Annotated in this window: 16 protein-coding genes and 2 tRNA genes; 7 read left to right on the plus strand and 11 right to left on the minus strand. The window is 71.4% G+C overall.

The window, feature by feature from the left end; genetic code table 11:
• Window positions 1-84 precede the first annotated feature (84 nt).
• From JAO81_RS02340 to JAO81_RS02360, 5 genes are all read right to left on the minus strand, one after another.
• The gene (locus JAO81_RS02340; RefSeq protein ID WP_199546025.1) at window positions 85-1,728 is read right to left on the minus strand and encodes a thiamine pyrophosphate-binding protein; all 1,644 of its coding nucleotides are present in this window, start codon (window positions 1,726-1,728) and stop codon (window positions 85-87) included.
• Window positions 1,725-2,537, minus strand: a complete 813-nt coding sequence (locus tag JAO81_RS02345) for a cyclase family protein (RefSeq protein WP_199546026.1) — start codon at window positions 2,535-2,537, stop codon at window positions 1,725-1,727. Before JAO81_RS02345 ends, JAO81_RS02340 begins: the two co-directional genes overlap by 4 nt.
• A 125-nt stretch (window positions 2,538-2,662) precedes the next feature.
• Entirely contained in the window at window positions 2,663-3,841 is a 1,179-nt protein-coding gene (locus JAO81_RS02350; RefSeq protein ID WP_199546027.1) for a fumarylacetoacetate hydrolase family protein, read from the minus strand.
• A gap of 93 nt (window positions 3,842-3,934) precedes the next feature.
• On the minus strand, window positions 3,935-5,677 hold the full coding sequence (locus JAO81_RS02355) for an IlvD/Edd family dehydratase (protein WP_199546028.1): 1,743 nt from the start codon (window positions 5,675-5,677) through the stop codon (window positions 3,935-3,937).
• Window positions 5,678-5,766: 89 nt separating this feature from the next.
• A complete protein-coding gene (locus JAO81_RS02360; protein WP_199546029.1) occupies window positions 5,767-7,221 on the minus strand; it encodes an Nramp family divalent metal transporter in 1,455 nt (484 codons plus the stop codon).
• A gap of 164 nt (window positions 7,222-7,385) precedes the next feature.
• On the opposite strand from JAO81_RS02360, the gene JAO81_RS02365 reads away from it, so the two are divergent.
• Window positions 7,386-8,108 carry a FadR/GntR family transcriptional regulator gene (locus tag JAO81_RS02365; RefSeq protein ID WP_199546102.1) on the plus strand — a complete coding sequence of 241 codons (723 nt, stop codon included), beginning with the start codon at window positions 7,386-7,388 and terminating at the stop codon, window positions 8,106-8,108.
• A 127-nt stretch (window positions 8,109-8,235) separates the two neighbouring features.
• Entirely contained in the window at window positions 8,236-9,981 is a 1,746-nt protein-coding gene (locus JAO81_RS02370; protein ID WP_199546030.1) for a cellulase family glycosylhydrolase, read from the plus strand.
• A gap of 129 nt (window positions 9,982-10,110) precedes the next feature.
• Here the strand turns inward: JAO81_RS02370 and JAO81_RS02375 are convergent.
• Window positions 10,111-10,184: transfer RNA gene (locus JAO81_RS02375), tRNA-Pro, on the minus strand.
• Window positions 10,185-10,269: 85 nt separating this feature from the next.
• Here JAO81_RS02375 and JAO81_RS02380 point away from each other — a divergent pair.
• Together JAO81_RS02380 and cobF are read left to right on the plus strand one after the other, a co-directional pair.
• Window positions 10,270-10,788: a DUF309 domain-containing protein gene (locus tag JAO81_RS02380; protein WP_199546031.1), complete on the plus strand. Its 519-nt coding sequence runs from the start codon at window positions 10,270-10,272 to the stop codon at window positions 10,786-10,788.
• A gap of 4 nt (window positions 10,789-10,792) precedes the next feature.
• Window positions 10,793-11,557: a precorrin-6A synthase (deacetylating) gene (cobF, locus tag JAO81_RS02385; RefSeq protein WP_199546032.1), complete on the plus strand. Its 765-nt coding sequence runs from the start codon at window positions 10,793-10,795 to the stop codon at window positions 11,555-11,557.
• A 108-nt stretch (window positions 11,558-11,665) separates the two neighbouring features.
• Here cobF and JAO81_RS02390 read toward each other — a convergent pair whose 3' ends face one another.
• Together JAO81_RS02390 and JAO81_RS02395 are read right to left on the minus strand one after the other, a co-directional pair.
• Complete coding sequence (locus JAO81_RS02390) at window positions 11,666-12,418, minus strand: cobalt-precorrin-6A reductase (RefSeq protein WP_199546033.1); 753 nt, start codon at window positions 12,416-12,418, stop codon at window positions 11,666-11,668.
• Between the two features lie 59 nt (window positions 12,419-12,477).
• Window positions 12,478-14,610, minus strand: coding sequence for a sorbosone dehydrogenase family protein (locus JAO81_RS02395; protein WP_199546034.1), 2,133 nt, complete (start codon window positions 14,608-14,610; stop codon window positions 12,478-12,480).
• 146 nt (window positions 14,611-14,756) lie between these two features.
• On the opposite strand from JAO81_RS02395, the gene JAO81_RS02400 reads away from it, so the two are divergent.
• Complete coding sequence (locus JAO81_RS02400; RefSeq protein ID WP_199546035.1) at window positions 14,757-15,797, plus strand: LacI family DNA-binding transcriptional regulator; 1,041 nt, start codon at window positions 14,757-14,759, stop codon at window positions 15,795-15,797.
• Window positions 15,798-15,915: 118 nt separating this feature from the next.
• On the opposite strand, the gene JAO81_RS02405 is transcribed toward JAO81_RS02400, so the two are convergent.
• The 3 genes from JAO81_RS02405 to JAO81_RS02415 form a co-directional block, all read right to left on the minus strand.
• Window positions 15,916-17,760, minus strand: coding sequence for an ABC transporter ATP-binding protein (locus JAO81_RS02405; RefSeq protein ID WP_199546036.1), 1,845 nt, complete (start codon window positions 17,758-17,760; stop codon window positions 15,916-15,918).
• Window positions 17,761-17,925: 165 nt separating this feature from the next.
• Window positions 17,926-17,999, minus strand: a tRNA-Pro gene (locus tag JAO81_RS02410).
• 119 nt (window positions 18,000-18,118) lie between these two features.
• Window positions 18,119-18,493: an MmcQ/YjbR family DNA-binding protein gene (locus JAO81_RS02415; RefSeq protein WP_199546037.1), complete on the minus strand. Its 375-nt coding sequence runs from the start codon at window positions 18,491-18,493 to the stop codon at window positions 18,119-18,121.
• Between the two features lie 240 nt (window positions 18,494-18,733).
• Between JAO81_RS02415 and JAO81_RS43605 the strand changes: the two genes are divergently transcribed.
• Both JAO81_RS43605 and JAO81_RS02425 read left to right on the plus strand, forming a co-directional pair.
• Window positions 18,734-20,068: a lipopolysaccharide assembly protein LapB gene (locus JAO81_RS43605; RefSeq protein WP_199546038.1), complete on the plus strand. Its 1,335-nt coding sequence runs from the start codon at window positions 18,734-18,736 to the stop codon at window positions 20,066-20,068.
• Complete coding sequence (locus tag JAO81_RS02425) at window positions 20,065-21,813, plus strand: nickel/cobalt transporter (RefSeq protein WP_199546039.1); 1,749 nt, start codon at window positions 20,065-20,067, stop codon at window positions 21,811-21,813. Before JAO81_RS43605 ends, JAO81_RS02425 begins: the two co-directional genes overlap by 4 nt.
• Window positions 21,814-21,837: the final 24 nt, after the last annotated feature.

Genomic DNA, 21,837 nt, shown 5'->3' on the forward strand with positions numbered 1-21,837 from the left:
TGGCCCGACCCCTGCCCGTCAGTGGCCCGAACCCTGTCCGTCGGCGGCCCGAGCCCGGTCGGGCACTGGTCCGAGCCCAGTCGGTCAGTGCCCGCGGAACGCCTCCTCCAGCCACCAAGCCGCCTGGTCCCGCAGGACCTTGGCGTCGATGAGCAGCGGGGCGCCGCGCGGTCCGGCCACCCAGTCCCGTACCGCCTTGAGATCCTCGACCGCGCGTACCGTCACCGCCTCGAAGCCGTATCCACGGGCGATCGCGGCGATGGACGCGGGCGGGAACTCCACCGTGTCCAGGGGGTGTCCGTCCGGTCCGAAGTGGTGCACCTCGGCTCCGTAGGCGTCGTCGTTGTAGACGACCACCACCATGGGCAGCCCGAGCCGGCGGACCGTGTCGAGTTCGGCGGCGCTCATCATCAGCCCGCCGTCACCGACCGCGGCCACCGGCAGCCGGTCCGGCAGGGCCAGCGCGGCTCCGACGGCGGTGGCGAGTCCGAGCCCGATGGACTGGAAACCCTGGGTGAAGCACAGGCCCTGCTCATCCGGTACGGACAGATACATCGTGGGGTAGCCCATGAAGTTGCCCGAGTCGACGCCGATCACCCGTTCCGGGGGAAGGATCTCGTCCAGGGCGATCGACAGGGTGCGCGGGTCGATGCGGTCGCGCGTTCCGCCGTCCACGTACGGCACGTCCCGCCAGCCCGGCCGGGCGGCGAGCGCGAAGGCGGCCGTGGCGGTCCGGTAGCCCGACCGGTCCTCGGCCGCAGCGAGCACGCGCCGGGCGACGAGCGCCACGTCCCCGGTCACGCCCAGGTGTACGGGCCGGTGGGCGCCGAGCGCCACGGGGTCGTCGTCCACCTGCACCACGGTGGTCTCGGCGCCGATGAGCCGGCCGTGCCGTGTCGTCCACATGGTCAGCGCACAGCCCCAGCCCACGATCACATCGGCGTCAGCGATCAACTCGGCGGCCAGGGGTGAGGCGAAGCCGCCCGCGACGTCGAGCGACCACGGATTGCCGTGGAACAGGCCCCGCGCCACCGCCGAGGTGGCGAGCAGCGCGCCGCACCGCTCGGCCAGCTCCTCCAGCGCCGCGCGGCCCGGGGCGCCTCGTGCCCCGCGTCCGGCGATGAACACCGGCCGCTGCGCGTGGGCGAGGATCTCGGCGAGCGCGGCGACCTCGGCATCGGCCGGCTCCACGGGCGTACGAGGCGGGGGTGGCGCGACGGCGGCCAGGGCTCGCTCGGCGTCGGGAACTTCCTGCGCCTGTACGTCGAGCGGAAGGTTGAGCACGACGGTGCAACGCGCCTGTACGGCCAGCCGCACGGCGGCGGTGGTCTGCCCCACGGCGTCGGACGCCGAGGTGACGCGGGTGCTGCGGGCACCTACCGCGTGTCCCAACGCTGCTTGGTCCACATGGAAGTTGGAGTGCCGTTGCGTGGCCTCCGGTGCGATGACCACCAGGGGCGTACGGCTCTTGGCCGCCTCCGCGATCCCGGTCAGCGCGTTGGTCAGACCGCACCCCTGGTGCACGCTGAGGGCCGCCACCGTGCCCGACGTCCTGGCGTACGCATCGGCCATGGTCGCGGCCCCGCCCTCGTGCCGCGTCGCGACGAAGCGCGCGCCCGCCGCCACCATCGCGTTGGTGACATGGAAGTTCCCCGAGCCGAGGACCCCGAAGACCTGTCCGACCCCGGACGCGGCCAGCGCCCGCCCGACGGCTTCGGCGACCTTCACGGCGTACGTTCCACGAGGGCGAGCACCCGGGCTGGCGAGCCGGACCCCGACACGATCGGCAACGGCCCCGCGATCAACACGGCGCCGGTGGCCGGGAGTTCGGCGAGCCGCTGCAGCTGGGTCAGGCCGTACTTGCCGCTGCCCATGAGGTACGAGTGGCAGGGGAACTGCGGCTCGAAGGTGAAGGCCTGGCCGGCGTCCGTGCCCACCGTGTCCACGCCGAGCCCGATGACCGGTGACTCCTCGGCCACCCAGCGGGCGCAGTCCGCGGACAGGCCGGGGGTGTGCGGCCCGCGCTCGTCCGCGTTCAGGAACGCCTCCTGCTCCCCCGCCCGGCTGCCCCAGCCGGTACGCAGCAGCAGCCAGCCGCCTTCGGGCAGCGGCCCGTGCCGGCCCTCCCAGGCCCGTATGTGCTCCACCTCGACCAGGAAGTCGGGGTCCTTGGCGGCCTCCTCGGTGAAGTCGAGCACCACCGCGGGCGCGACCAGCTGTTGCACCGGCACCGACGACACATCGCCGAGGTCCCGGCCGGTGACCCAGTGGTTGGGTGCGTCGAAGTGGGTTCCGGTGTGCTCGCCGGACCGGAAGTTGTTCCAGTACCAGGCGGGCCCCTTGGCGTCGTAGCGGCTGATCTCCTCCAGCTGGAAGGGCGCGGTCTGCCCGAACTCCTCGGGCAGCTGCAGGATCGGTGTGGACGAGGACAGGGGCGCGGTCAGATCCAGCACTTCGATCGAGCCGCCCCGCAGGGCGCTCACGAGGGCGGCGAGAACGGACGAGGATCCGGTGGGGGTGGAGCTCGGCTCGGTCATATGTGCATCGTCCGGTCGTCCCGATCCCGGACACAAGACCCTTGCCGCCGCCTCCCCCGGGTCAGAGCACCGCGCGCCCTTCCCTCTCCCCGGGGTCACAGCACCCCGCGTCCTCGCCTCCCCGGTCACAGCACCCCGCGCCCCGCCAGGTTCCGCATCAGCCGCCCTATCCCGTACTCCCAAGGCGGCGCCGCCTCGCTCGTCGTCACGGTGTTGACGAGTGAGCCGAGGCGCGGGCTGGAGATGCGTACGACGTCGCCCTCGTGGTGCGTGAAGCCCTCTCCGGGCGCGTCCCTGTCCTGGGTGGGCGCGAACAGCGTTCCCGTGAACAGGACGAATCCGTCGGGGTGTTGGTGGTGGTCGCCGTGCACGGACGCCACCAGGTCGAGTACGTCCCGGCTGATGCGCCGCATGGAGCTGCTGCCTTCGAGGACGAACCCGTCCGTGCCCGTGACGTCGAGGGCGACCTCGAGCTCCCGTACGTCGTCGAGGCCGAACCCGTCGCCCCGCGTGCCCGCGTCGTCGAACAGGCGCAGGAACGGGCCGAGCGCGCAGGACGCGTTGTTGTCCTTGGCGCGCGGCAGGAGCAGGGCGCTGCGGCCCTCGACATCGCGGAGGTTGACGTCGTTGCCGAGCAGCGCGCCGCGCACCCGCCCGCGGGAGTCGGCCGCGAGCACCACCTCGGGCTCGGGGTTGTTCCACACGGACGAGGCGAGCAAGCCGATCCGCGCACCGGTTCCGACGGCGGAGAGGACCGGCGCCTTGGTGAACACCTCGGGGTCGGGTCCGATGCCGACCTCCAGATACTGCGACCACAGGCCGTCGGCCTGCAGGATCTCCTTGGCCTTCGCGGCCTCGGGCGACCCGGGGCGCACCTCCGTCACCGGACCCACAAAGGACACGAGGCGCTCCCGGGTGCGGGCCGCAAGGGTCGGGTCGCCGCCGGTGCGCTCCTCGATGACCCGTTCCATCAGGCTCTCTGCGAAGGTCACCCCCGCGGCCTTGATCACCTGAAGGTCCACGGGTGCGAGGAGCTGCGGTATGTCGCGGCGAGGGGACGCGGTCGCCGCCAGGAGCTCGTCGAGGGGCCAGCGACGCCCGCCCGGGGCGTCCCGGACGAGCCGGCCCGCGTCCTCGCGTTCGAGCAGATCGGCGACGGTGGGCACGTGGGAGGTGAGGTCGACGAGATGCGCGCCGCGGACGGCCGCCACGCACGGCCCGTCCCACTCGGGCTCGTGCACGCGGGCGACGAGCAGCGCGTCCTCGGCGTCGTCGGGCAGGACGGTCTCGGGGGTGAGGTTCATCAGTTGCTCCGGGGATCGGCCGTACGCGGCAGGGGCACGGGGCGGCACACGGTCAATGCGAGTCGCGCGGCAGGGGCACGGTGCGGCACACGGTCAATGCGAGTCGCGCGGCACGGCATGCCCGCGGCAGCCGCGCAGGAAGTCGAAGTCCGCGCCCCGGTCGGCGCCTTCGACATGCTGCGTGTACAGCCAGGCGTACCCGCTGTCGTGCCGGGGCGCGGGCGGCTCCCAGGCGGCGCGCCGGCGCTCCAGTTCGTCCGGTTCCACGTCCAGATGCAGCGCCCTCTTCGGCACGTCCAGGGTGATGAGATCTCCGCTCCGCACGAGGGCGAGCGGCCCGCCGACGGCCGCCTCCGGGGTGACGTGCAGGACGACCGTGCCGTAACCCGTGCCGCTCATCCGGCCGTCGCAGATCCGCACCATGTCGGTGACTCCGGCCTTCAACAGCTTTGCCGGCAGCGGCACGTTGGAGACCTCGGGCATACCGGGGTAGCCCTTGGGGCCCGCGTTGCGGATGACGAGGACGGTGTTCTCGTCGGCCTCCAGGTCCGGGTCGTCGCACACCGCGTGGTACGCCTCCGGGGAGTCGAAGACGAGGGCGGTCCCGGTGTGGGTCAGCAGGTGCGGTGACGCGGCCGACTGCTTGATGACGGCGCCGTCCGGACAGAGGTTGCCGCGCAGCACCGCGGTCCCGGAACCGGCGGGCTGGAACGGGGCGTCGACCGGGGTGATCACCTCGTCGCCGACGCGCTCGGCGTCCGCCACGTTCTCGGCGAGGGCGCGCCCGGTGACGGTGACCTGTCCGCCGTGCAGCAGACCGGCGCGTATCAGCTCGTTGTGGACGGCGGGGAGTCCGCCCGCGTAGCAGAAGTCCTCCATGAGGTACTTGCCCGACGGCATCAGGTTCAGCAACGTCGGTACTTCCCGGGCCAGTTGGTCGAAGTCCTCGGCATCGAGCCGTACGCCGACCCGCCCCGCGATGGCCGTGAGGTGGATGATCGCGTTGGTCGAGCCGCCGATGGCGGCGTTGGTGCGGATGGCGTTCTCGAAGGCCTCGCGCGTCAGGATCCGCGACGGGCGCAGTTCCTCCTCGACCATCCCGACGATGCGCCGGCCAGCCGCCTGCCCGGTCTCGTAACGCCGCATGTCGACCGCGGGCCAGGTCGCCGAGCCGGGCAGCTGCATGCCGAGGGTCTCCGCCATGCACGCCATCGTGGAGGCGGTGCCCATCGTCATGCAGTGTCCGTCGGAGCGGGCCATACAGCCTTCCGCGAAGAAGCACTCCTCCTCGGTCATCCGGCCCGCCTTGACCTCGGCCTCCATCTGCCACACGGCCGTGCCCGAACCGACGTCACGCCCCTGGAACTTGCCGTTGAGCATGGGCCCGCCGGTGACCATCAAGGCGGGCAGATCGACGCTCGCGGCGCCCATGAGCATGGCCGGGGTCGTCTTGTCGCAGCCGGAGAGCAGCACCACGCCGTCGAGCGGGTTGGCGCGGATCAGCTCCTCGACCTCCATGGCCATGAGGTTGCGGTACAGCATGGCGGTGGGCCGCATCAGCGTCTCGCCCGTCGCCATCGTGGGGAACTCCAGGGGGAAGCCACCGGCCTGCCACACCCCGCGCTTCACGGCCTGTGCGACGCGGGTCAAGTGGGCGTTGCAGGGGGCGAGTTCGGAGGCCGATACGGCGATCCCGATGACGGGACGGCCGTCGAAGACCTCGGGCCCGAAACCCTGGTTGCGCATCCACGACCGGTACAGCATCCCGCCGCGCCCCGCGGCCCCGAACCAGGACTGACTGCGGCGGCCGGAGGGGTGGGGTCGGACGTCGGTCATGCGGATCACTCCTTGTACGTACGGGGGTCTGACATGTGCGGGGGAAGGCGGGAGTCCGGCATCTTCCGGGAAAGGCGAGCCGGCGGGTCTCAGCCGAAGAGGTTGTCGAGCTGCTGCCGCACCGTCAGGACGGACAGCACGCCGAACAGCAGCGCCGCCCACACCAGGGCGGCCACCCGATAGCCGCGCACCTTCAGCGGGTTGGGCAGCGCGGTGCGGTTCATGACCAGGAGCAGGATCGAGTAGACGAACATCATGAGGCCGGAGACACAGGCGGAGATGACGAGCAGGACGAGCGGCTGGTCGAATCCCGACAGCAGCACCACCGAGCCGACGCCGACAAGTCCCCAGACGAGACGTGCGTAGATACGGGACTCCGAGAGCCGGGTGCCGCGCAGGTACGTCGACTTGAGCACGTCGGCGGTCATCCGGCTGGTGTAGTCGACGATGCCGGTCGCGGCGCTGAACAGGGAGAACGCACCGATCAGCCAGAAGAAGACGCCGAACCAGTCGCCGACGCGGTCCTGCAGGACCTCGCCCTCCTTCTGGACGAAGCCGACGTTGTTCTCGAGCCCCTCGGTGCCGTAGAGCGTGGAGTGCGCCAGCATCGAGGACAGGACGATCGTGAGGATGGTGACCAGGGCGAAGGTGATGGCCTGCTCGAGGTTGGCGAACTTCCACCAGCGGCGCCACCGGGCCAGGTTGGTCTCGTTCGTCTCGAAGACATAGCCGACCCGCGAGCCGTCGGCCGCCTCCTCCTTACCGGTGACCGGGCTCACCAGACGCGGCACGTAGTGGCCCATCCCGAAGCCCTTGTCGCGGATCCAGTTGCTCTGCACGAGGTTCTGCCCGCCGCCCGCTCCGGCGTATGCGAGCGCCCCCATGAGCACGGCGACGCCCAGTTCGTGCGGGAACGTCGCGTCGGTGACGGCCGTCGGAAGGTCGCCCACGGTCGTGGCGGTTACGGCGAGGGCGAGGGCGAGGATGAAGAACCCGCCGATCAGCAGGATCTTCACGCCGAGCATCTTCTCGAGCGCGTTGTAGACGACGGGCGCGAGGGTGAGGATCAGGCCGATCACGACGAGCAGGCCGATCCCGATCCATGCGGGTTTGCCGCCGAAGACGTAACTCAGCATCGTCGCCGAGCTGATGGCCCAGCCGGGCCACAGGTTCGCCGCGTAGGTGAACACCACCATGACCAGGCCCCAGTGCCGCCAGTAGCGGTTGAAGCCGGTGACCGCGGTCTCACCGGTGGCGAGGGTGTACCGCTCGATCTCCATGTTGAGGAACCACTGGGTGATGACGCCGATCACCGCGCCCCACAGGAACACCAGGCCCGCCTGCGAGGCGATATAGGGCCAGAGCACGAACTCGCCCGAGGACAGGCCGACTCCGGCCGCTACGATGCCGGGCCCGATGATGCGCCAGGTCTTCGCGGGCGGTGCGGGCAGCTCCCGCACCGCCGGGGCCGGCAACAGCTTGGTGCGCAGGGGGAACGGCGAGGACGGGGAGGGCGGGGAGGGTATGCGGTCGGCGTCGGTCATCGGGGACGTCTCCAGGGGGCGTTGGTGACGGAGCGCGTACAATGCCGGGCAATCATTGAATGATTCGATGAAGTCGTCCAGGGGGTGTGCACAAGATCGTGGGAAAAACAGCGGAGGCACGCGAGGTCGCCGGAATCAACGGCGCCGCGCAGCACGCGGCAGCCATACCGGCGATCACGCGGAAGAGCCGGACGGGCCATCAGCAGCTCATCGACGTCCTCGGGCGCCACATCGTCTCGGGCGGCTACCCGGTCGGCGCCGCGCTGCCGGTGGAGGACCGGCTGGCCGCGCAACTGGACGTCAGCCGTGGGGCGTTGCGCGAGGCTGTGAAGGCCCTCGCCGCCAAGGGCATGCTCACCACACGGCCGCGTACGGGCACGCGCGTACTGCCACCGGAGCAGTGGAACCACCTGGACGAGGACGTCCTGAGCTGGCAGCAGGAGTGCGAGCCGCGTCAACTTCTGCGGGAGACAGGCCAGTTGCGCCGCATCGTGGAACCGGAGGCCGCGCGCCTGGCGGCGGAGCACCGCAGCGTCGATCATCTCGCGGTGCTGCGGGCGGCGCTGGCGGACATGGAGGAGGCCGAGGCCCGCGGTGACAGTGCGGCGTATGTGGAGGCGGACACCACCTTCCACCGCACACTGCTGGCCGCGGGCGGCAACCGCCTGCTCGGCTCTCTCGGGCGCGCCATCGACGTGGCCCTGCGGCATCACTTCGCGATCAGTACGCAGACACCCGGGGCCATCGCCGCATCACTGCCCGGACACCGGGCCGTCCTCGATGCGGTGGCGGCGGGCCGGGGGGCCGACGCGGCGGCCGCCGGCCCCCGGCTCATCCCCCCCGCGGGACGCGGAGGCGGGGGGGCGCCGGGGCTGCCGGCGCCCTGAACCGCCCGGCCTGTCCGCACTCCGAGTCGCCCGGTCTGCCCGCGCCCTGAATGGTCCGCCATGGCAACCCTTGCGGCGTCGGCGGCGACTGGGGGGGTGACCGCTTGCGCTGCAGAACGGACGAGCCATGCAGAACCAGCACCCCCCACGCCACCGCCGTCGCCGGATCGGATTCGCCATCGGGACTCCCCTGGCCCTGCTCGCCGGGGGTGTCCTCGCGTACGGCACCGCTTTCGGCGTGTTCGGCGACGCGGCCCGGCCCCGGGCCGGCGCCGCCACGGTCCCGGCGGACGCGAGCGCCGCCGTCGCCGCGATGCAGCCGGGCTGGAACCTCGGCAACAGCCTGGACGCCGTCCCGGACGAGACGGCATGGGGCCAGCCCCGCACCACCAAGGCGCTTCTCGAGAAGATCCGCGCCCAGGGCTTCAAGAGCGTCCGTGTCCCTGTGACTTGGAGCGACCACCAAGGCGCGGCACCTGGCCACACCATCGACGCGGCCTACCTCAGCCGGGTGAAGGAGGTCGTGGACTGGGCCCTCGCCGAGGGCCTCTACGTGATCATCGATGTGCACCACGACTCGTGGCAGTGGACCAAGGGGATGGCCACCGATCACGACAAGGTGCTCGCCCGCTTCGATGCGACCTGGACCCAGATCGCCTCGACCTTCCGGGACGCGCCCGCGCACCTGGTCTTCGAGAGCATCAACGAGCCCCAGTTCGACCACGCGGACGCCGCCCGCAAGGCCGAGCTGCTCGACGAGTTGAACACGGTGTTCCACCGCATCGTGCGCGGCTCGGGCGGCGGCAACGAGAACCGTCTGCTCATGCTGCCGACCGAGGTCTGCACCCCGGACGTGAAGCTGATGCGGCACCTGGCCGGCACCATCAAGTCGCTGAACGACCCGCGCCTGATCGCGACCGTCCACTACTACGGCTACTGGCCGTTCAGCGTGAACAACGCGGGCGTCACCCGCTTCGACGCCACGGTCGAGGCGAATCTGACCAAGACGTTCACGGACATCAACGACACGTTCGTCGACCAGGGCATCCCCGTGGTCATGGGCGAATACGGGCTGCTCGGCTTCGACCACGGCCCCGGCGCCGTCGAACGCGGCGAGATGCTCAAGTACTTCGAGGCGTTCGGACACGCGGCGCGTACCAACAAGGTCACCACGACCTTGTGGGACAACGGCGCCTTCTACGACCGCAAGGCGCTGAAGTGGAAGGACGCCGGCCTGTTCCGGCAGATCAGGTCGAGCTGGACGACGCGCTCGGGCACGGCATCGTCCGCCACCGTCTTCGTACCGAAGTCGGGCGCTGTCAAGGACAGCACGCTCACGCTCGACCCCAACGGGACCGCCTTCAAGAGCCTGAAGCAGGGCACCGCCGACTTGGCCAAGGGCAGGGACTACACCCTGACCGGCAACAAGCTCACCCTGAAGGCGGCCGCCCTCACCCGGCTCGTCGGCGACCGCTCCCCCGGCGTCAACGCGACGCTGCAGGCCTCGTTCTCCACGGGGGTCCCCTGGCGGATCCAGGTGCGGACCTACGAGAAGCCGGTCCAGGCGAACGCCGCGGGAACGTCCGACGCCTTCCCGATTCCCACCCGGTTCCAGGGCGACACCCTGGCGACGATGGAGTCCGCCTACGCCGACGGCAGCGCGGCCGGACCGCTCGACTGGACCCCGTACCAGCAGTTCAACACCGCGTTCGCCCCTGACTACGCGCAGAACACCATCAAACTCACGCCCGCCTACCTCAAAACCCTCAAGGACGGCCAACGCGCAAAGCTGACCTTCCACTTCTGGAGCGGCACCACCACGACGTACTACGTGACCAGGTCGGGCAACACGGTGACCGGCTCGGCATCCTGAAACGGAGGAGCCGCTCACGCCTGGCTCCTGGAGGAGCTGCCGCACTACTTACGTCATGAGAACTCCGGAAAACGAGTCAGGGCCCGTCCGAGGACGGGCCCTGACCAGTGTATTCAACCGACATAATTGTCGGGACGACAGGATTTGAACCTGCGACCCCTTGACCCCCAGTCAAGTGCGCTACCAAGCTGCGCCACGTCCCGTTCGCGCAGTGTTCCGCGCTCACGAGAAAGAACCATACCTCACCCCGGACCTGCGCCGTTGCGCCCGCCCCGGGACAATCGAGGGGTGAGCGAACACGATCCGCAATCGACAGGTGACCGCGACCGCGACCAGGAGGGGCGTGCCCGTAATGCCCGGCCTCGTGACGGCCTGGGCCGACCGCTTCCGTATGGCACCGAGGGGGTCGAGCGGCAGCCGGAAGGCGTCGTGCGTACGCCGTGGCAGACGCTCGACGAGGCGCAGGCGCTGCTCGACGCGGGCAGACCCTTCCATGCGCACGAGGTGTTCGAGGACGCCTGGAAGTCGGGGCCCGAGAGCGAACAGACGCTGTGGCGCGGGCTCGCCCAGCTCGCCGTGGGTCTCACCCATGCCGCCCGGGGCAACCGCAAGGGCGGCGCACGGCTGCTGCGCCGGGGCACGCTCGGGCTCGGCGACCCGCCGTACGGGATCGACGGGCCCGGACTCACCTCCTGGGCCGAGGAGTTGGCGGACCGTGTCGAGGGCCTCGACACACCCGTGGACGCCGCCCGCGAGGCACCGGTCCTGAGGCCCCGGCCAGGGACGGAATCCCGTACGGCAGACTGACCGGGTGCGAACCATCCATGTCATAGGCATCGGCGCGGGCGACCCCGACCACCTGACCTTGCAGGCCGTGAAGGCGATGCGGGCGACGGACGTCTTCTTCCTGCTCGACAAGGGCGAGGTCAAGGCGGACCTCACGGATCTGCGGCGCGCGATGCTGGCGGAGCATCTACCCCAGGGCTCGTACCGCGTCGTCGAGGCCCGCGATCCGGAGCGTGACCGGCGCGCGGGCGGCACCGCGTACGCACCGGCGGTGGACGACTGGCGCAGCCGCCGCGCCGAGATCTACGAGGCACTGATCGCCGAGGAGCTCGGCGCGGACGAGACCGGCGCGTTCCTCGTGTGGGGCGATCCTTCGCTGTACGACAGCACGCTGGGGATTCTGGACGAGATCCTCGAGCAGGGGCGCACGGACTTCACGTACGAGGTCGTGCCGGGCATCAGCAGCGTCTCGGCGCTGGTCGCCAAGCACCGCACGGGCCTCAACCGCGTGGCACGTCCGGTGCAGATCACGACCGGGCGGCGGCTCGCGCAGGGGTTCCCCGAGGGGGTCGACGATGTGGTGGTGATGCTGGACGCGCACCAGTCGTTCCGCGCGTACGCCGAGGAGGATCTGGAGATCTTCTGGGGTGCCTATCTGGGGACGCCGGACGAGATCCTCGTCGCCGGGCCGATCGCCGAAGCGGGGCCCCGGATCGAGGAGTTGCGGGCGGCGGCGCGCGAGCGCAAGGGCTGGATCATGGACACGTATCTGCTGCGGCGCCGGGACTGAGCGCCCGCAGTGAGCACTTGGTACCGAGCGCCCGCAGTTGAGCACTTGGTACCGAGCGCCTGCCGCCGAGCACCCGGCGCCGAGCGCCCATTGCTCAGCACCTACTGCTCAGCGCCCGTGGTCCGCGCGCCCGTCCAGCCAGGCGAGCACGCCGGCGACGTCCGGCGCCGACGGCACCCCCGCCGGCACGGGCGGGCGGCGCACCACGACGACGGGGGCGGACAGCTCCCGCGCCGCGACCAGCCTCGCCGCGGTCGCCGCGCCGCCGCCGCCCTTGGGCACCAGGACGTCGATACGGTGCGTCCGCAGCAGCTCGAGCTCGTCCGCCACGGTGAACGGCCCCCGCGCGAGCAGCACTTCGGTGTGGGCGGGCATGGGCGGGTCGGGCGGTTCGACGGACCGTACGAGAAAGTGGCCCGCCAGCCCGGCGAAGGCGGCGAGACCCTGCCGCCCGGTGGTCAGGAACACCCGGCGGCCCAACTCGGGAAGCAGCTCGGCGGCTTCGGGCAGCGAGCGCACGTCATGCCATACGTCACCGCGGCCGGCGCTCCAGCCGGGCCGGCGCAGCGCCAGCACGGGCACCGCACAGTGGCCCGCCGCTTCGGCCGCGTGGGCGCTGATCACGGCAGCGAAGGGGTGCGTGGCATCGATCAGCGCGTCCACGCGCTCCTCGCGCAGCCACGCGGCGAGCCCCTCGGCTCCGCCGAAGCCCCCGGTCCGCAGCTCGCCGTCGATGCGGGCGGGCGAGGTCACCCGGCCCGCGAGCGAGGTCGTGACGCGGCAGGCCGGACGGTCGGCGAGCGCGGCGGCCAGGGCGCGGGCCTCGGTGGTGCCGCCGAGAATCAGGACGTGCGTACTCATAGCGGCACCGAGTCAATCACGGCCCGCCGGGGACGGATCCCCGGCGGGCCGCCGTGCTCTCAGCGCAGCGGTGTGCCGCGAACCTCCAACTCCCGCAGCCGGCCGGTGTTGTCGAAGGAGCCGAAGCCGGTCCGGCCACCGGGGAGGGTCTTGTCGACCGCGGTCATCAGCGGATCGCGCGCACCGTCCACGTACACCGCGATCTCACCGGACTCGGCGCAGTGCACGACCTTCACCTCGTGCCAGGCCTCGTCCGTGACCGCCGGGGGTGCGCCCTTGGCGCCGTTCCACTGGTGGTCGAGGCGGAGCCGGTCGGCGTCATCGACGACGAAGATCCCGTTGTGCGGATAGATGGTGTTGTCCTGGGACAGATGGGCGTAATAGAACTTCGTGTCCGACTGATGCCCGAAGACGATGATCACGTCCCGGTTGCTCACGGACACCGGAGTGTCGAGCCGCACCTCGCCCTCGATCGTCACCGAGCCGAAGGCGGGCCCTTTGGTCAGGACCGCGTACTCGAAGGGCCGACGGGGTCCGGGACGGGCCGCCCCGGCCTCGGCGAGAATCGCCTCACGGCCGGGGAACTGCCACTTGGCCGGGGTGACGGGCGCCCAATTGCCGCCGCCCATCACGCGGTTGAGCTCGGCGCCGTTCGTACGGCAGTCGGCGAAGCGCTTGGTCCCGACGACCTTCCAGATCTTGCCGTTGGCCTTCGCGAGCAGATACAGCTCGCCCCGCGCATCCTGGCCGAAGCGCAGATCGACGCGCTTGTCACCGGCGAGCTCCGGCATCGTGGTGCGCTTGCCGGACGTGTCGTAGATCATCAACTGGTTGATCCGCGCGGGCTCCTGGCCTCGGCGCATCGCGTCGGACTCGGTGAAGAAGACCCGGCCGTCGACCAGATCGTCGAAGAGGTACTTGCCGCGCAGCTCGGGCGCCTCGACTCCGCGGTAGACGAAGCCGCCCGCGATGGCGCGGCCCACGTCCGCGGTGCAGTTCCAGCCCGGCGGCGGATTGTGGTCGTAGGCGGCGACGGGGTACGTGTAGCCGTATTTCTCGTCGTCGGCCGGCAGCGGCAGGATCCGGTGGCACGGGTTGGTGGCGTTCCGGTCGAAGGCGAAGGCGCCCTCGCGTTCGCTCCAGCCGAGGTTGTCACCCGCGCGCACCTCGTAGACGGCCTCGATGGCGTGCTCGCCGATGTGCCCCAGGTACATCGTGTGGCCGCGCCCGCTGTCCCAGCTGAAGCGGTGCGGGTCGCGCATGCCGTACGCGTAGATCTCGCCGAGCGCGCCGGGCTCGCCCACGAACGGGTTGGACGCGGGTATCCCGTACCGGCCGTTGATGCCGTCGGTGCCGCGGGGGTCGATCCGCAGGATCTTGCCGTGCGGCAGGGAGAGCGTCTGGGGCTCGGCGTTGGACTTGCCCGTGCCGCCGTCGCCGACCGCCGCGTACAGCAGACCGTAGTCGCGATGGCCGGGGCGGGCCGTCGGGTTGAAGTCGATCTGCTGAATGCCGTGCACCTGGCCGTTGAAGCCGATGCGCAGCACCTCGCGGCGGGTGCCCTCGAAGGTGGCGGCCGAGGGGTCCTTCGCGGTCCACTCGGTGATGACGCCGTGATACGTGGAGGACGCGGCCTGGCGGAAGTCGGGGACCGCGGTCGTGGCGGAGGCAGCCTCGGTGTGGACCGTGTAGAAACGGCCGTTCTTGCGGAAGCCCGGGTCGAAGGTCACGTAGCCGAAGCCCTGGCCCATCCCGCGACTGGCGAAGAACCGGGGTCCGAAGGTCCCCGCGAGGTCCAGGTAGAGCTGCGGCTCCTTGCCGTCCTCGACCAGGTACAGCTGCCCGTTCAGATCGGGTACGGCCTTGCGCCCGGTGTGGTCGGGGAGTTCGACGAGCGCGTTGATGCGGGCATGGCGCATCAGACGCGGGTCGGTGACCGGGCCGGGTACGGGTTCGGTCTTCGGAAACTGCGCGTACTCCTCGAGGACCAGGCCGAGTCCGGACTGCGCGGGCTCGGGCATGGGGTCGAGGATCGGATCGGCTGCCGCACGCGCGGCGGCAGCGTTGTCAGCGGCGGCAACGTTGTCAGCGGCCCGGACCGTACCGGCCCAGAGCGTGGAAAGCAGCAGGGCCAGCGGGACCAGCAGGAGCAACAGCGACCTGCCGCCCCACCGACGTGCGGGCACGTACATGCCAACTCCATTCGGATCGAAGGGTCCGACTCTCAGCTCTAGCAAGCGCTTTCGGGAGCGCTTGCGTACTATGTGCCACGTCGCAGGAACTGCACAACGACTCGGCAACTACCAGTTCACAAGACCCAGTTCAGAGGCGGTGACGGATGCCCCGACCCTCCCGACCACGCTCACCCCTGCGCCTTGCCGACGTGGCGCAGCGCGCGGGTGTCTCGCTGGCAACCGCTTCCCGGGCGCTCGCCGGACGCGACGGGGTCCGCGAGGAGGTGGCGGAGCGCGTCCGCAGCGTCTCGCGCGAACTCGGCTATGTGGCCAACCCGCACGCCCGCACCCTGGCGGGCGGCGCCACGTCCACGGTGGGCCTGATCGTGCACGAGATCGACGACCCGTACTTCTCGGAGATCGCGAGCGGCGTGATCCGGGCGGCCGGTGAGCGCGGCCTCATCGTGCAGATCTGCACCTCGGCGCGTGAGCCGCACAGCGAGCTGCGGCAGGTGCGGCATCTGATCGCCCAGCGCGTGGGGATCATCATCATCGCGGGCTCAGGCTATGTGGACCCGAGCCTGGAGGCCGCGGCCAAAAGGGAGTTGGCCGCCTTCCAGAGCGCCGGCGGCCGCCTCACCGTGATCGGCCGCCATGCGCTGAGCGCGGACGCGGTGCGCCCGGCCAACAAGGAGGGCGGCGAGGCGATCGCGGAGCACCTCGTCTCGCTCGGCCACCGCAGGATCGCGGTGGCCGCCGGGGACGCGAAGCTCTCGACGGTGGTGGACCGGCTCGCGGGGGTCGCGGTCGCGTTGAAGCGCGCGGGCCTGTCCATGTCCGAAGTCCCCGTGATGCACGCCGAGTTCACCCGCGACGGCGGCCACGACGCGGCGGAGCGCATCCTGCGCGAGCACCCCGGCACGACGGCGATCATCGCGCTCAACGACGCCATGGCACTCGGCGTACTCTCCGCCCTGCGCACCGAGGGCGTCGCGGTACCGCAGCGCATGTCGGTGGTCGGCTTCAACGACGTCTCGTACGCGGCCGACCTCGCCCCCGGCCTGACCACGGTCCGGCTCCCCTTGGCCCGCATGGGCCAGGAGGTCCTCACCCTGGCCCTGCGTCCGCCTGCCGGCCGGCCACGGCGCAAGCCCACGTCGTACGAGCTGATCGTGCGCGCTTCGACGGCGGAGCCTTACGTGTGAGGTCGGCGGTGGAACCGTACGCATGAGGTCGACGGCCGAGCCTTACGCATGAGATCGACGGCCGAGCCCTACCCATGAGCAGGCGCCGAGGCGAACCCATGGATGCCCCGACGCCCCGTCAGCGCTCGTCCCGCACCGCCACCTTGACGCTCTGCTCGGGCACCGCGGGCCCGTCGTCGAGGAAGCCTCCCGACTGGTGCAGCCAGAGCTTGGCGTATGTGCCGTCGGCGGCGAGCAGCTCCTGGTGGGAGCCCTGTTCGACGATCCGCCCGTGATCGAGGACGACGAGCCGGTCCATGCCCGCGACCGTGGACAACCGGTGGGCGACCACCAGGGCGGTGCGGCCCTCCATCAGCCGCCACAGCGCCTCCTGAACGAGGAGTTCGCTCTCCGAGTCCAGTGCGCTGGTCGCCTCGTCGAGCAGCAGGATCGGCGCATCGCGCAGGATGGCACGGGCGAGCGCGACCCGCTGGCGCTGGCCACCGGAGAGCTTGACGCCGCGCTCGCCGACCAGGGTGTCGAAGCCGTCCGGCAGGGCGTCGGCGAACTCGGTGACGTGCGCCGCCTCGGCCGCCCGCCGGATCTCGGCATCGGTGGCGCCGGGCCGGGCGAAGGCGATGTTCTCGCCGAGCGTGCGGTGGAACATGGCCGGATCCTGGGGCACATACGCGATCAGGCTCCGCAGGTCGGCCTGGCGCACCTTGCCGATGTCCTGGCCGCCGACCAGGATCCGGCCGCCGTCGATGTCCGTCATCCGCAGCAGCAACCTGGTCAGCGTGGTCTTGCCGCCGCCCGAGCGGCCGACGAAGCCGACCCGCGACCCGCCGGCCACCTCCAGGTCGAGCCCCTCGAACAGTCGCGGACCACCCGCGTACGCGAACGACACCTCCTCGAAGCGGACCCCGGTGCTTCCCGTCCCGGGCAGCAGCGCCTGCGGCGACGGCGGGTCGAGGACGGTCGGCTCGTCCATGAGCAGCTCGGTGAACTGGGCGGCTTCCGTCATCGAGCTCTCGATACGGCGGTAGATCTGGTTGAACTCGAACATGATCCGGGTCGCGTTGGCGTAGTACGTGAAGGCGACCACGACGCCCTCCACCCCGTGCGTGCTCCCGAGGGTGACGGCGAGCAGCAGGCCGAGCGCGTTGGTGGCCACCGACATCGGCGCCACCAGGGTGTCGATGCGCAGATTGCCGTAGTCCCAGGACCGCAGCATCAGGCGGCGCGAGTCCGCGACCCGCGAGCGGTGCTCGGCGGCCTCGCGCTCCTCGGCGGCGAAGGCACGGACCGTGTCCATGTTCGCCAGGCTGTCGGCGACGTGGCCCGAGACCCGGGCGATGGCCGCCTCGCGCTGGGCGACAAGCCGTTGCCGGCGGCGGATCAGCGGCACCACGCAGGCCGCCGTGAGCGCGATCATCGTGAGGAGGCCGACCACGAGCAGCGGTTCGTACGTCCACAGCACGACGGAGCCGAAGACCAGCGGGACGATCCTGCCCACCACGTTGAAGGTCAGGGTGTCGACGAACTCCTCGAAGCGGGAGGCGAAACTGAGCACCCGCTTGGTCAGCGAGCCGGCGAAGTTGTCGTGGAAGAACGCCGCGTCCTTGGCGTACAGCGCGTCCATGCCGGTCGCGTACAGCCGCTCGACACCGAGTGCGTCGAGCCGGTTGAGACAGTGCAGACCGACCCGCCACAGCGCCTCCGACAGGAGCATCACCGCGGCGAAGCCGAGTACGTACGGCATGACCGCACCGGCCGAGGAGTCGCCGCCGTCGGCGATGCGACCGGCGAGCTTGGCCACCACCAGCGGCGCGATGTAGTGGGTGCCGATGTTGCCCAGCGCCGGAAGGAGCAGCGCGGGGATCGTGAATCTGCGGAGCCTGCCCAGCTCCCTGCGGTAGTAACGCAGCGCCAGAAGGACCGCACCGCTGCGCGGGGCGGTCTTGCGTAATTCAGGTGCTTCCATTCATCCCGTCCTGTCCGGTCCTGTCCCCGCTGGAAACGAGGGAGCAGTGTCCCGCGACGGGTTCGGCACCGTCCAAGCGTTTTTTCCGGCCGCAAGCACGAGAAAGGGCCATCCGAAGATGGCCCTTCACTTGCACTGATCACTCAGTGCAACCGACGCAATACGTCGGGACGACAGGATTTGAACCTGCGACCCCTTGACCCCCAGTCAAGTGCGCTACCAAGCTGCGCCACGTCCCGGTGCTCGCTGACCTGGGCTTTCCCCTGGCCGAACGCGCACGGAAACAATACCGCACTTGGACCGGTGGTCGTGAACCCGTTTTATCCGGCGGACACCCGCCGTCCCGCCCGCGAGTGATCTACTCCACGGCCACCCTCAGCTCGGGATGCAGCTCCAAAAGGCGCGGCGGCGCGGCCTGCAGCCAGGAGTCCGTCAGGATCGCGCGCAGTTCGTCCAGGTCGTCGAGCGCGGCCAGGCGGACCCTCACCCATGCGAAGGACGCCTCGTGGTCGGCGATCCAGAACTTCTCCGGTTCGGCCAGGACCAGCTCGTCGCGCTCCTCCTTGGGGCACCGCACCGCGATCGAGGTCTCCTCCTCGGGCAGCGTGGCGAACATCTTCCCCGCGACGCGGAAGGTCGGCATCGACCAGGCGATCTTCTCCGTGGTCTCCGGCAGGGCGAGCGCGACGGCGCGGACGTCGTCCGATGTGGGGGCGGCGGATGCTGCGGTCATGGCAAGACGGTACGACATGGCCCGCCCGCCGGTGGGCGGCTTCCGGGCCTGCTTACGTCCCGGGATCCGCGCACCCGGGGCGACAACCGCCCCCTGCGCCAATTCCCTTGCTGCACCGCCCCGTACAAGACCCCGGCGCTCCCCCGCGCCCACCCGCTCGATGAGCCGACCGAGTGGTCTTGCGCCTGATAGTCGTACCGGCGGCACAAAGGCGCCGCCACGGCGACGCAGAGTGTGCGGGTGACCGGCAAGACGATCAAGACTCTGCGTGCCCTCGGCCACCGGCCGGCCGCGACGGGCCTGGCCTGTGTGGTGGTCGCGGCCGTGACGGCCGGGCTGCTGTCCCTGTCGCCCGACGCTCCGCCGCGGCCCGTCCACGGGGATCAGGCCGGCGCGGCCGGCGCGCAGGACGTGCCCGGACAGATCGAGGCCCGGCGGGCCTGGCTGCGGGAGCATCCCGAGGACGGCACGGTCTGGGCGGGTCTGGCACTCGGATACCTGGAGCAGGCCAGACGCACCGCCGACTTCTCGTACTACGGGAGGGCCGAACAGGCGCTGAAGCGTTCGCTCGCGCTCCAGCCCGGCAATGTCACAGCCCTGGTCGGCATGGGCACGCTGGCCAACGCCCGGCACGACTTCGCCGCCGGCAAGCGCTGGGGCGAGCAGGCCCGGAGCGCCCAGCCCGGCAACTGGACCGTGTATCCCGTCCTCGCCGACGCGTACACCCAGCTCGGCGCCTACCCGCAGGCCACCGCGGCCGTGCAGCGGCTGCTCGATCTCAAGCCGGGGGTCGCGGCGTTCACCCGGGCCGCCTACGAACTGGAGATGCAGGGCCGGACCGAGGCGGCCGAGGGCGCGCTGCGCCGGGCCCTGGAGGACTCGGCCGTGCCCGCCGAGCGTGCGTTCTGTCTGCACCGCCTCGGCGAGCTCGACTGGGACCGCGGCCGCCCCGAGCAGGCCCACGCCCACTACGAGGAGGCGTTGCGCGCCGACCCCGAGGCGCACGCCGCCCTGGCCGGGCGCGCCAAGGCGCGTGCGGCGCTCGGCCGCACCGAGGCCGCGCTCGCCGACTACCGGGCGGTGACGGAACGGGTGCCGCTGCCCGAATACGTCCTGCTCTACGGAGAGTTCCTCGCGTCGCTCGGCCGAGGCGACGAGGCAGAGCTGCAGTACGAGCTGCTGCGGGCCCAGGTCCGGCTCCTCGAGGAACAGGGCGCCGCCGACGACCTCACCCTCGGGCTCTTCGAGGCCGACCACGGTGACCCGGCGGTCGCCGTGCGGAAACTGGGCGCCGAGTGGTCCCGGCGCAAGAGCGTGCTTGTCGCGGACGGGCTCGCGTGGGCGCTGCACCGGGCGGGGCGTTCGGCCGAGGCCGCCGAGCATGCGGAGAGTGCCGCGAAGCTGGGGTGGCGGCCCGCTTCCTTCGCCTATCACCGTGGCGAGATCGAACGGGCGCTGGGCCGCGAGGGCGAGGCGCGCCGGCTGTTCGCGGCCGCGCTCCGGGCCAATCCGCACTTCTCGCCGCTCCAAGCGCCCGCGGCCCGCAAGGCGCTGCGCGCGGGCGGCGCGTCATGACGCGGGCGGGGCGTTGGCGCTGGGCGGCCCGGGTGCGGCGCGGCGGCCTCGTCGTCGGGGTGCTCGCGGGTCTGGCGGCCGGCACGCCGACGGTCGCGTCCGCGCATCCGCTGGGCAACTTCACCGTCAGCCGCTACCACGGCCTGCAGATCACGTCCGGCCGCATCGAGGACCGGGCGGTGATCGACCGGGCCGAGATCCCCACGCTCCAGGCCAAGCGGGCCGTGGACCTTGACCGTGACGGCCGCCTGGAGACCGGTGAGCTGGCCGCGCATGCCGACTCCGTCTGTGCGCGACTCGCTCAGGACGTACGGGCAGAGGTGACCGGCGGCGACGAACTGACGTGGCGCGTGGCGGACAGCGGAATGCGTGAGCTGCCGGGGCAGGCCGGTCTGCCCGTCAGCCGGATCAGCTGCCGCCTCACCGCCTCGCTCCCGCAGTCGGGTCCCGGAGAGCTCGCCTTCGCCGACCGGGGCGGCCAGGGCCGGATCGGATGGCGTGAGGTCACAGCGAGCGCCGGGCCCGGAATGCGGATCGTGTCCTCCGACGTCCCGGAGCGCAGCCTCTCCGGTGAACTGCGCAGCTATCCGCAGGACTTGCTCGACGATCCGCCGGACGTACGGACGGCGCGGGTGCGGTACGCCGCAGGGGCAGCGGCGGCCGGAACCCCGGCGGCCGGGGTCAGCGGTCCGATGAGCGAGGACAGTTGGACGGCCGGGCTCGACCGCCGGCTGTCCGCCCTGGCCGCACGCGACGGTCTGACCTGGCCGGTGGGCCTCGCCGCGATCGGGCTCTCGGTGCTGCTGGGCGCCGGGCACGCCCTGCTGCCGGGGCACGGCAAGACGGTCCTCGCCGCGTGTCTGGCCGGGCGCCGGGGCTCGGTGCGCGACGCCGTCACGGTCGGGGCCACCGTCACCTTCACCCACACGGCCGGGGTGCTCGCGCTCGGCCTGCTGCTCTCGCTGTCCGCGGCGTTCGCGGCCGAGGGGCTGATGCATCTGCTCGGAGTGGTGAGCGGGGCGCTCGTCGTGGCAGTGGGCGTGATGCTGTGGCGGGCGGCGCGCAGGGGGCGGGGCTGGGGGCATGGGCACAGCCACGGGCACGGGCACGGGCACGGCCACAGGCACAGCCACGGGGATGCCCACGACCACGACCACGACCACAGCCACAGCCACAGCCACGATGGCGTACGGCAGTTGGCGGTTCCCGTCGGATCTGCGCAGGCCGGGGCCGCCCTCCCGCAGAGCGGGAAGCCTCCGACGGCTCACGGCCACGCCACAACACCTGGGCACCCCGCGACACCCGCTCACACCCACACCACCGCCCACGAGCACGCCCACACCACCTCCCACAAGCACCCCGCGACGCCCCCTCACGTCCACGAACACCCCGGCACCCCGCACCAAGAGCGCCGCCGCACCCTCATCGGTGTCGGTATCGCCGGCGGACTTGTCCCCAGCCCGTCCGCCCTGGTGGTCCTGCTCGGTGCCATCGCCCTGAACCGCACCGCGTTCGGCGTGCTCCTGGTCCTCGCGTACGGCGCGGGCATGGCGGCCGTGCTCTGTGCGGCGGGGCTGCTGGTCGCACGGTGCGGTCACCGGGCGCAGGCCCTCCTTGAAGGGGGCCGCGGCGGCCCTCGTATCGCCCGCTTGCGGGCGGTCCTGCCCGCCCTCACGGCGGCGCTGGTGATCACGGTGGGGTCGGGCATGGCCCTGCGCAGCGCCGCGGCGCTCCTCGTTCCGTGACCCGGACGCCCCGTCCGGTGCGCA

The sequence above is a fragment of the Streptomyces sp. N35 genome (assembly GCF_016464295.1).
Taxonomy (GTDB): Bacteria; Actinomycetota; Actinomycetes; order Streptomycetales; family Streptomycetaceae; genus Streptomyces.

Bases quoted from the DNA above. Each gene is read 5' to 3' on its own strand.
- JAO81_RS02390 (WP_199546033.1), bottom strand. From the start codon at position 12,418: ATGAGTACGCACGTCCTGATTCTCGGCGGCACCACCGAGGCCCGCGCC.
- JAO81_RS02405 (WP_199546036.1), bottom strand. From the start codon at position 17,760: ATGGAAGCACCTGAATTACGCAAGACCGCCCCGCGCAGCGGTGCGGTC.
- JAO81_RS02350 (WP_199546027.1), bottom strand. From the start codon at position 3,841: ATGAACCTCACCCCCGAGACCGTCCTGCCCGACGACGCCGAGGACGCG.
- JAO81_RS02415 (WP_199546037.1), bottom strand. From the start codon at position 18,493: ATGACCGCAGCATCCGCCGCCCCCACATCGGACGACGTCCGCGCCGTC.
- JAO81_RS02425 (WP_199546039.1), top strand. From the start codon at position 20,065: ATGACGCGGGCGGGGCGTTGGCGCTGGGCGGCCCGGGTGCGGCGCGGC.
- JAO81_RS02400 (WP_199546035.1), top strand. From the start codon at position 14,757: ATGCCCCGACCCTCCCGACCACGCTCACCCCTGCGCCTTGCCGACGTG.
- JAO81_RS02395 (WP_199546034.1), bottom strand. From the start codon at position 14,610: ATGTACGTGCCCGCACGTCGGTGGGGCGGCAGGTCGCTGTTGCTCCTG.
- JAO81_RS02360 (WP_199546029.1), bottom strand. From the start codon at position 7,221: ATGACCGACGCCGACCGCATACCCTCCCCGCCCTCCCCGTCCTCGCCG.
- JAO81_RS02370 (WP_199546030.1), top strand. From the start codon at position 8,236: ATGCAGAACCAGCACCCCCCACGCCACCGCCGTCGCCGGATCGGATTC.
- JAO81_RS02345 (WP_199546026.1), bottom strand. From the start codon at position 2,537: ATGACCGAGCCGAGCTCCACCCCCACCGGATCCTCGTCCGTTCTCGCC.
- JAO81_RS02355 (WP_199546028.1), bottom strand. From the start codon at position 5,677: ATGACCGACGTCCGACCCCACCCCTCCGGCCGCCGCAGTCAGTCCTGG.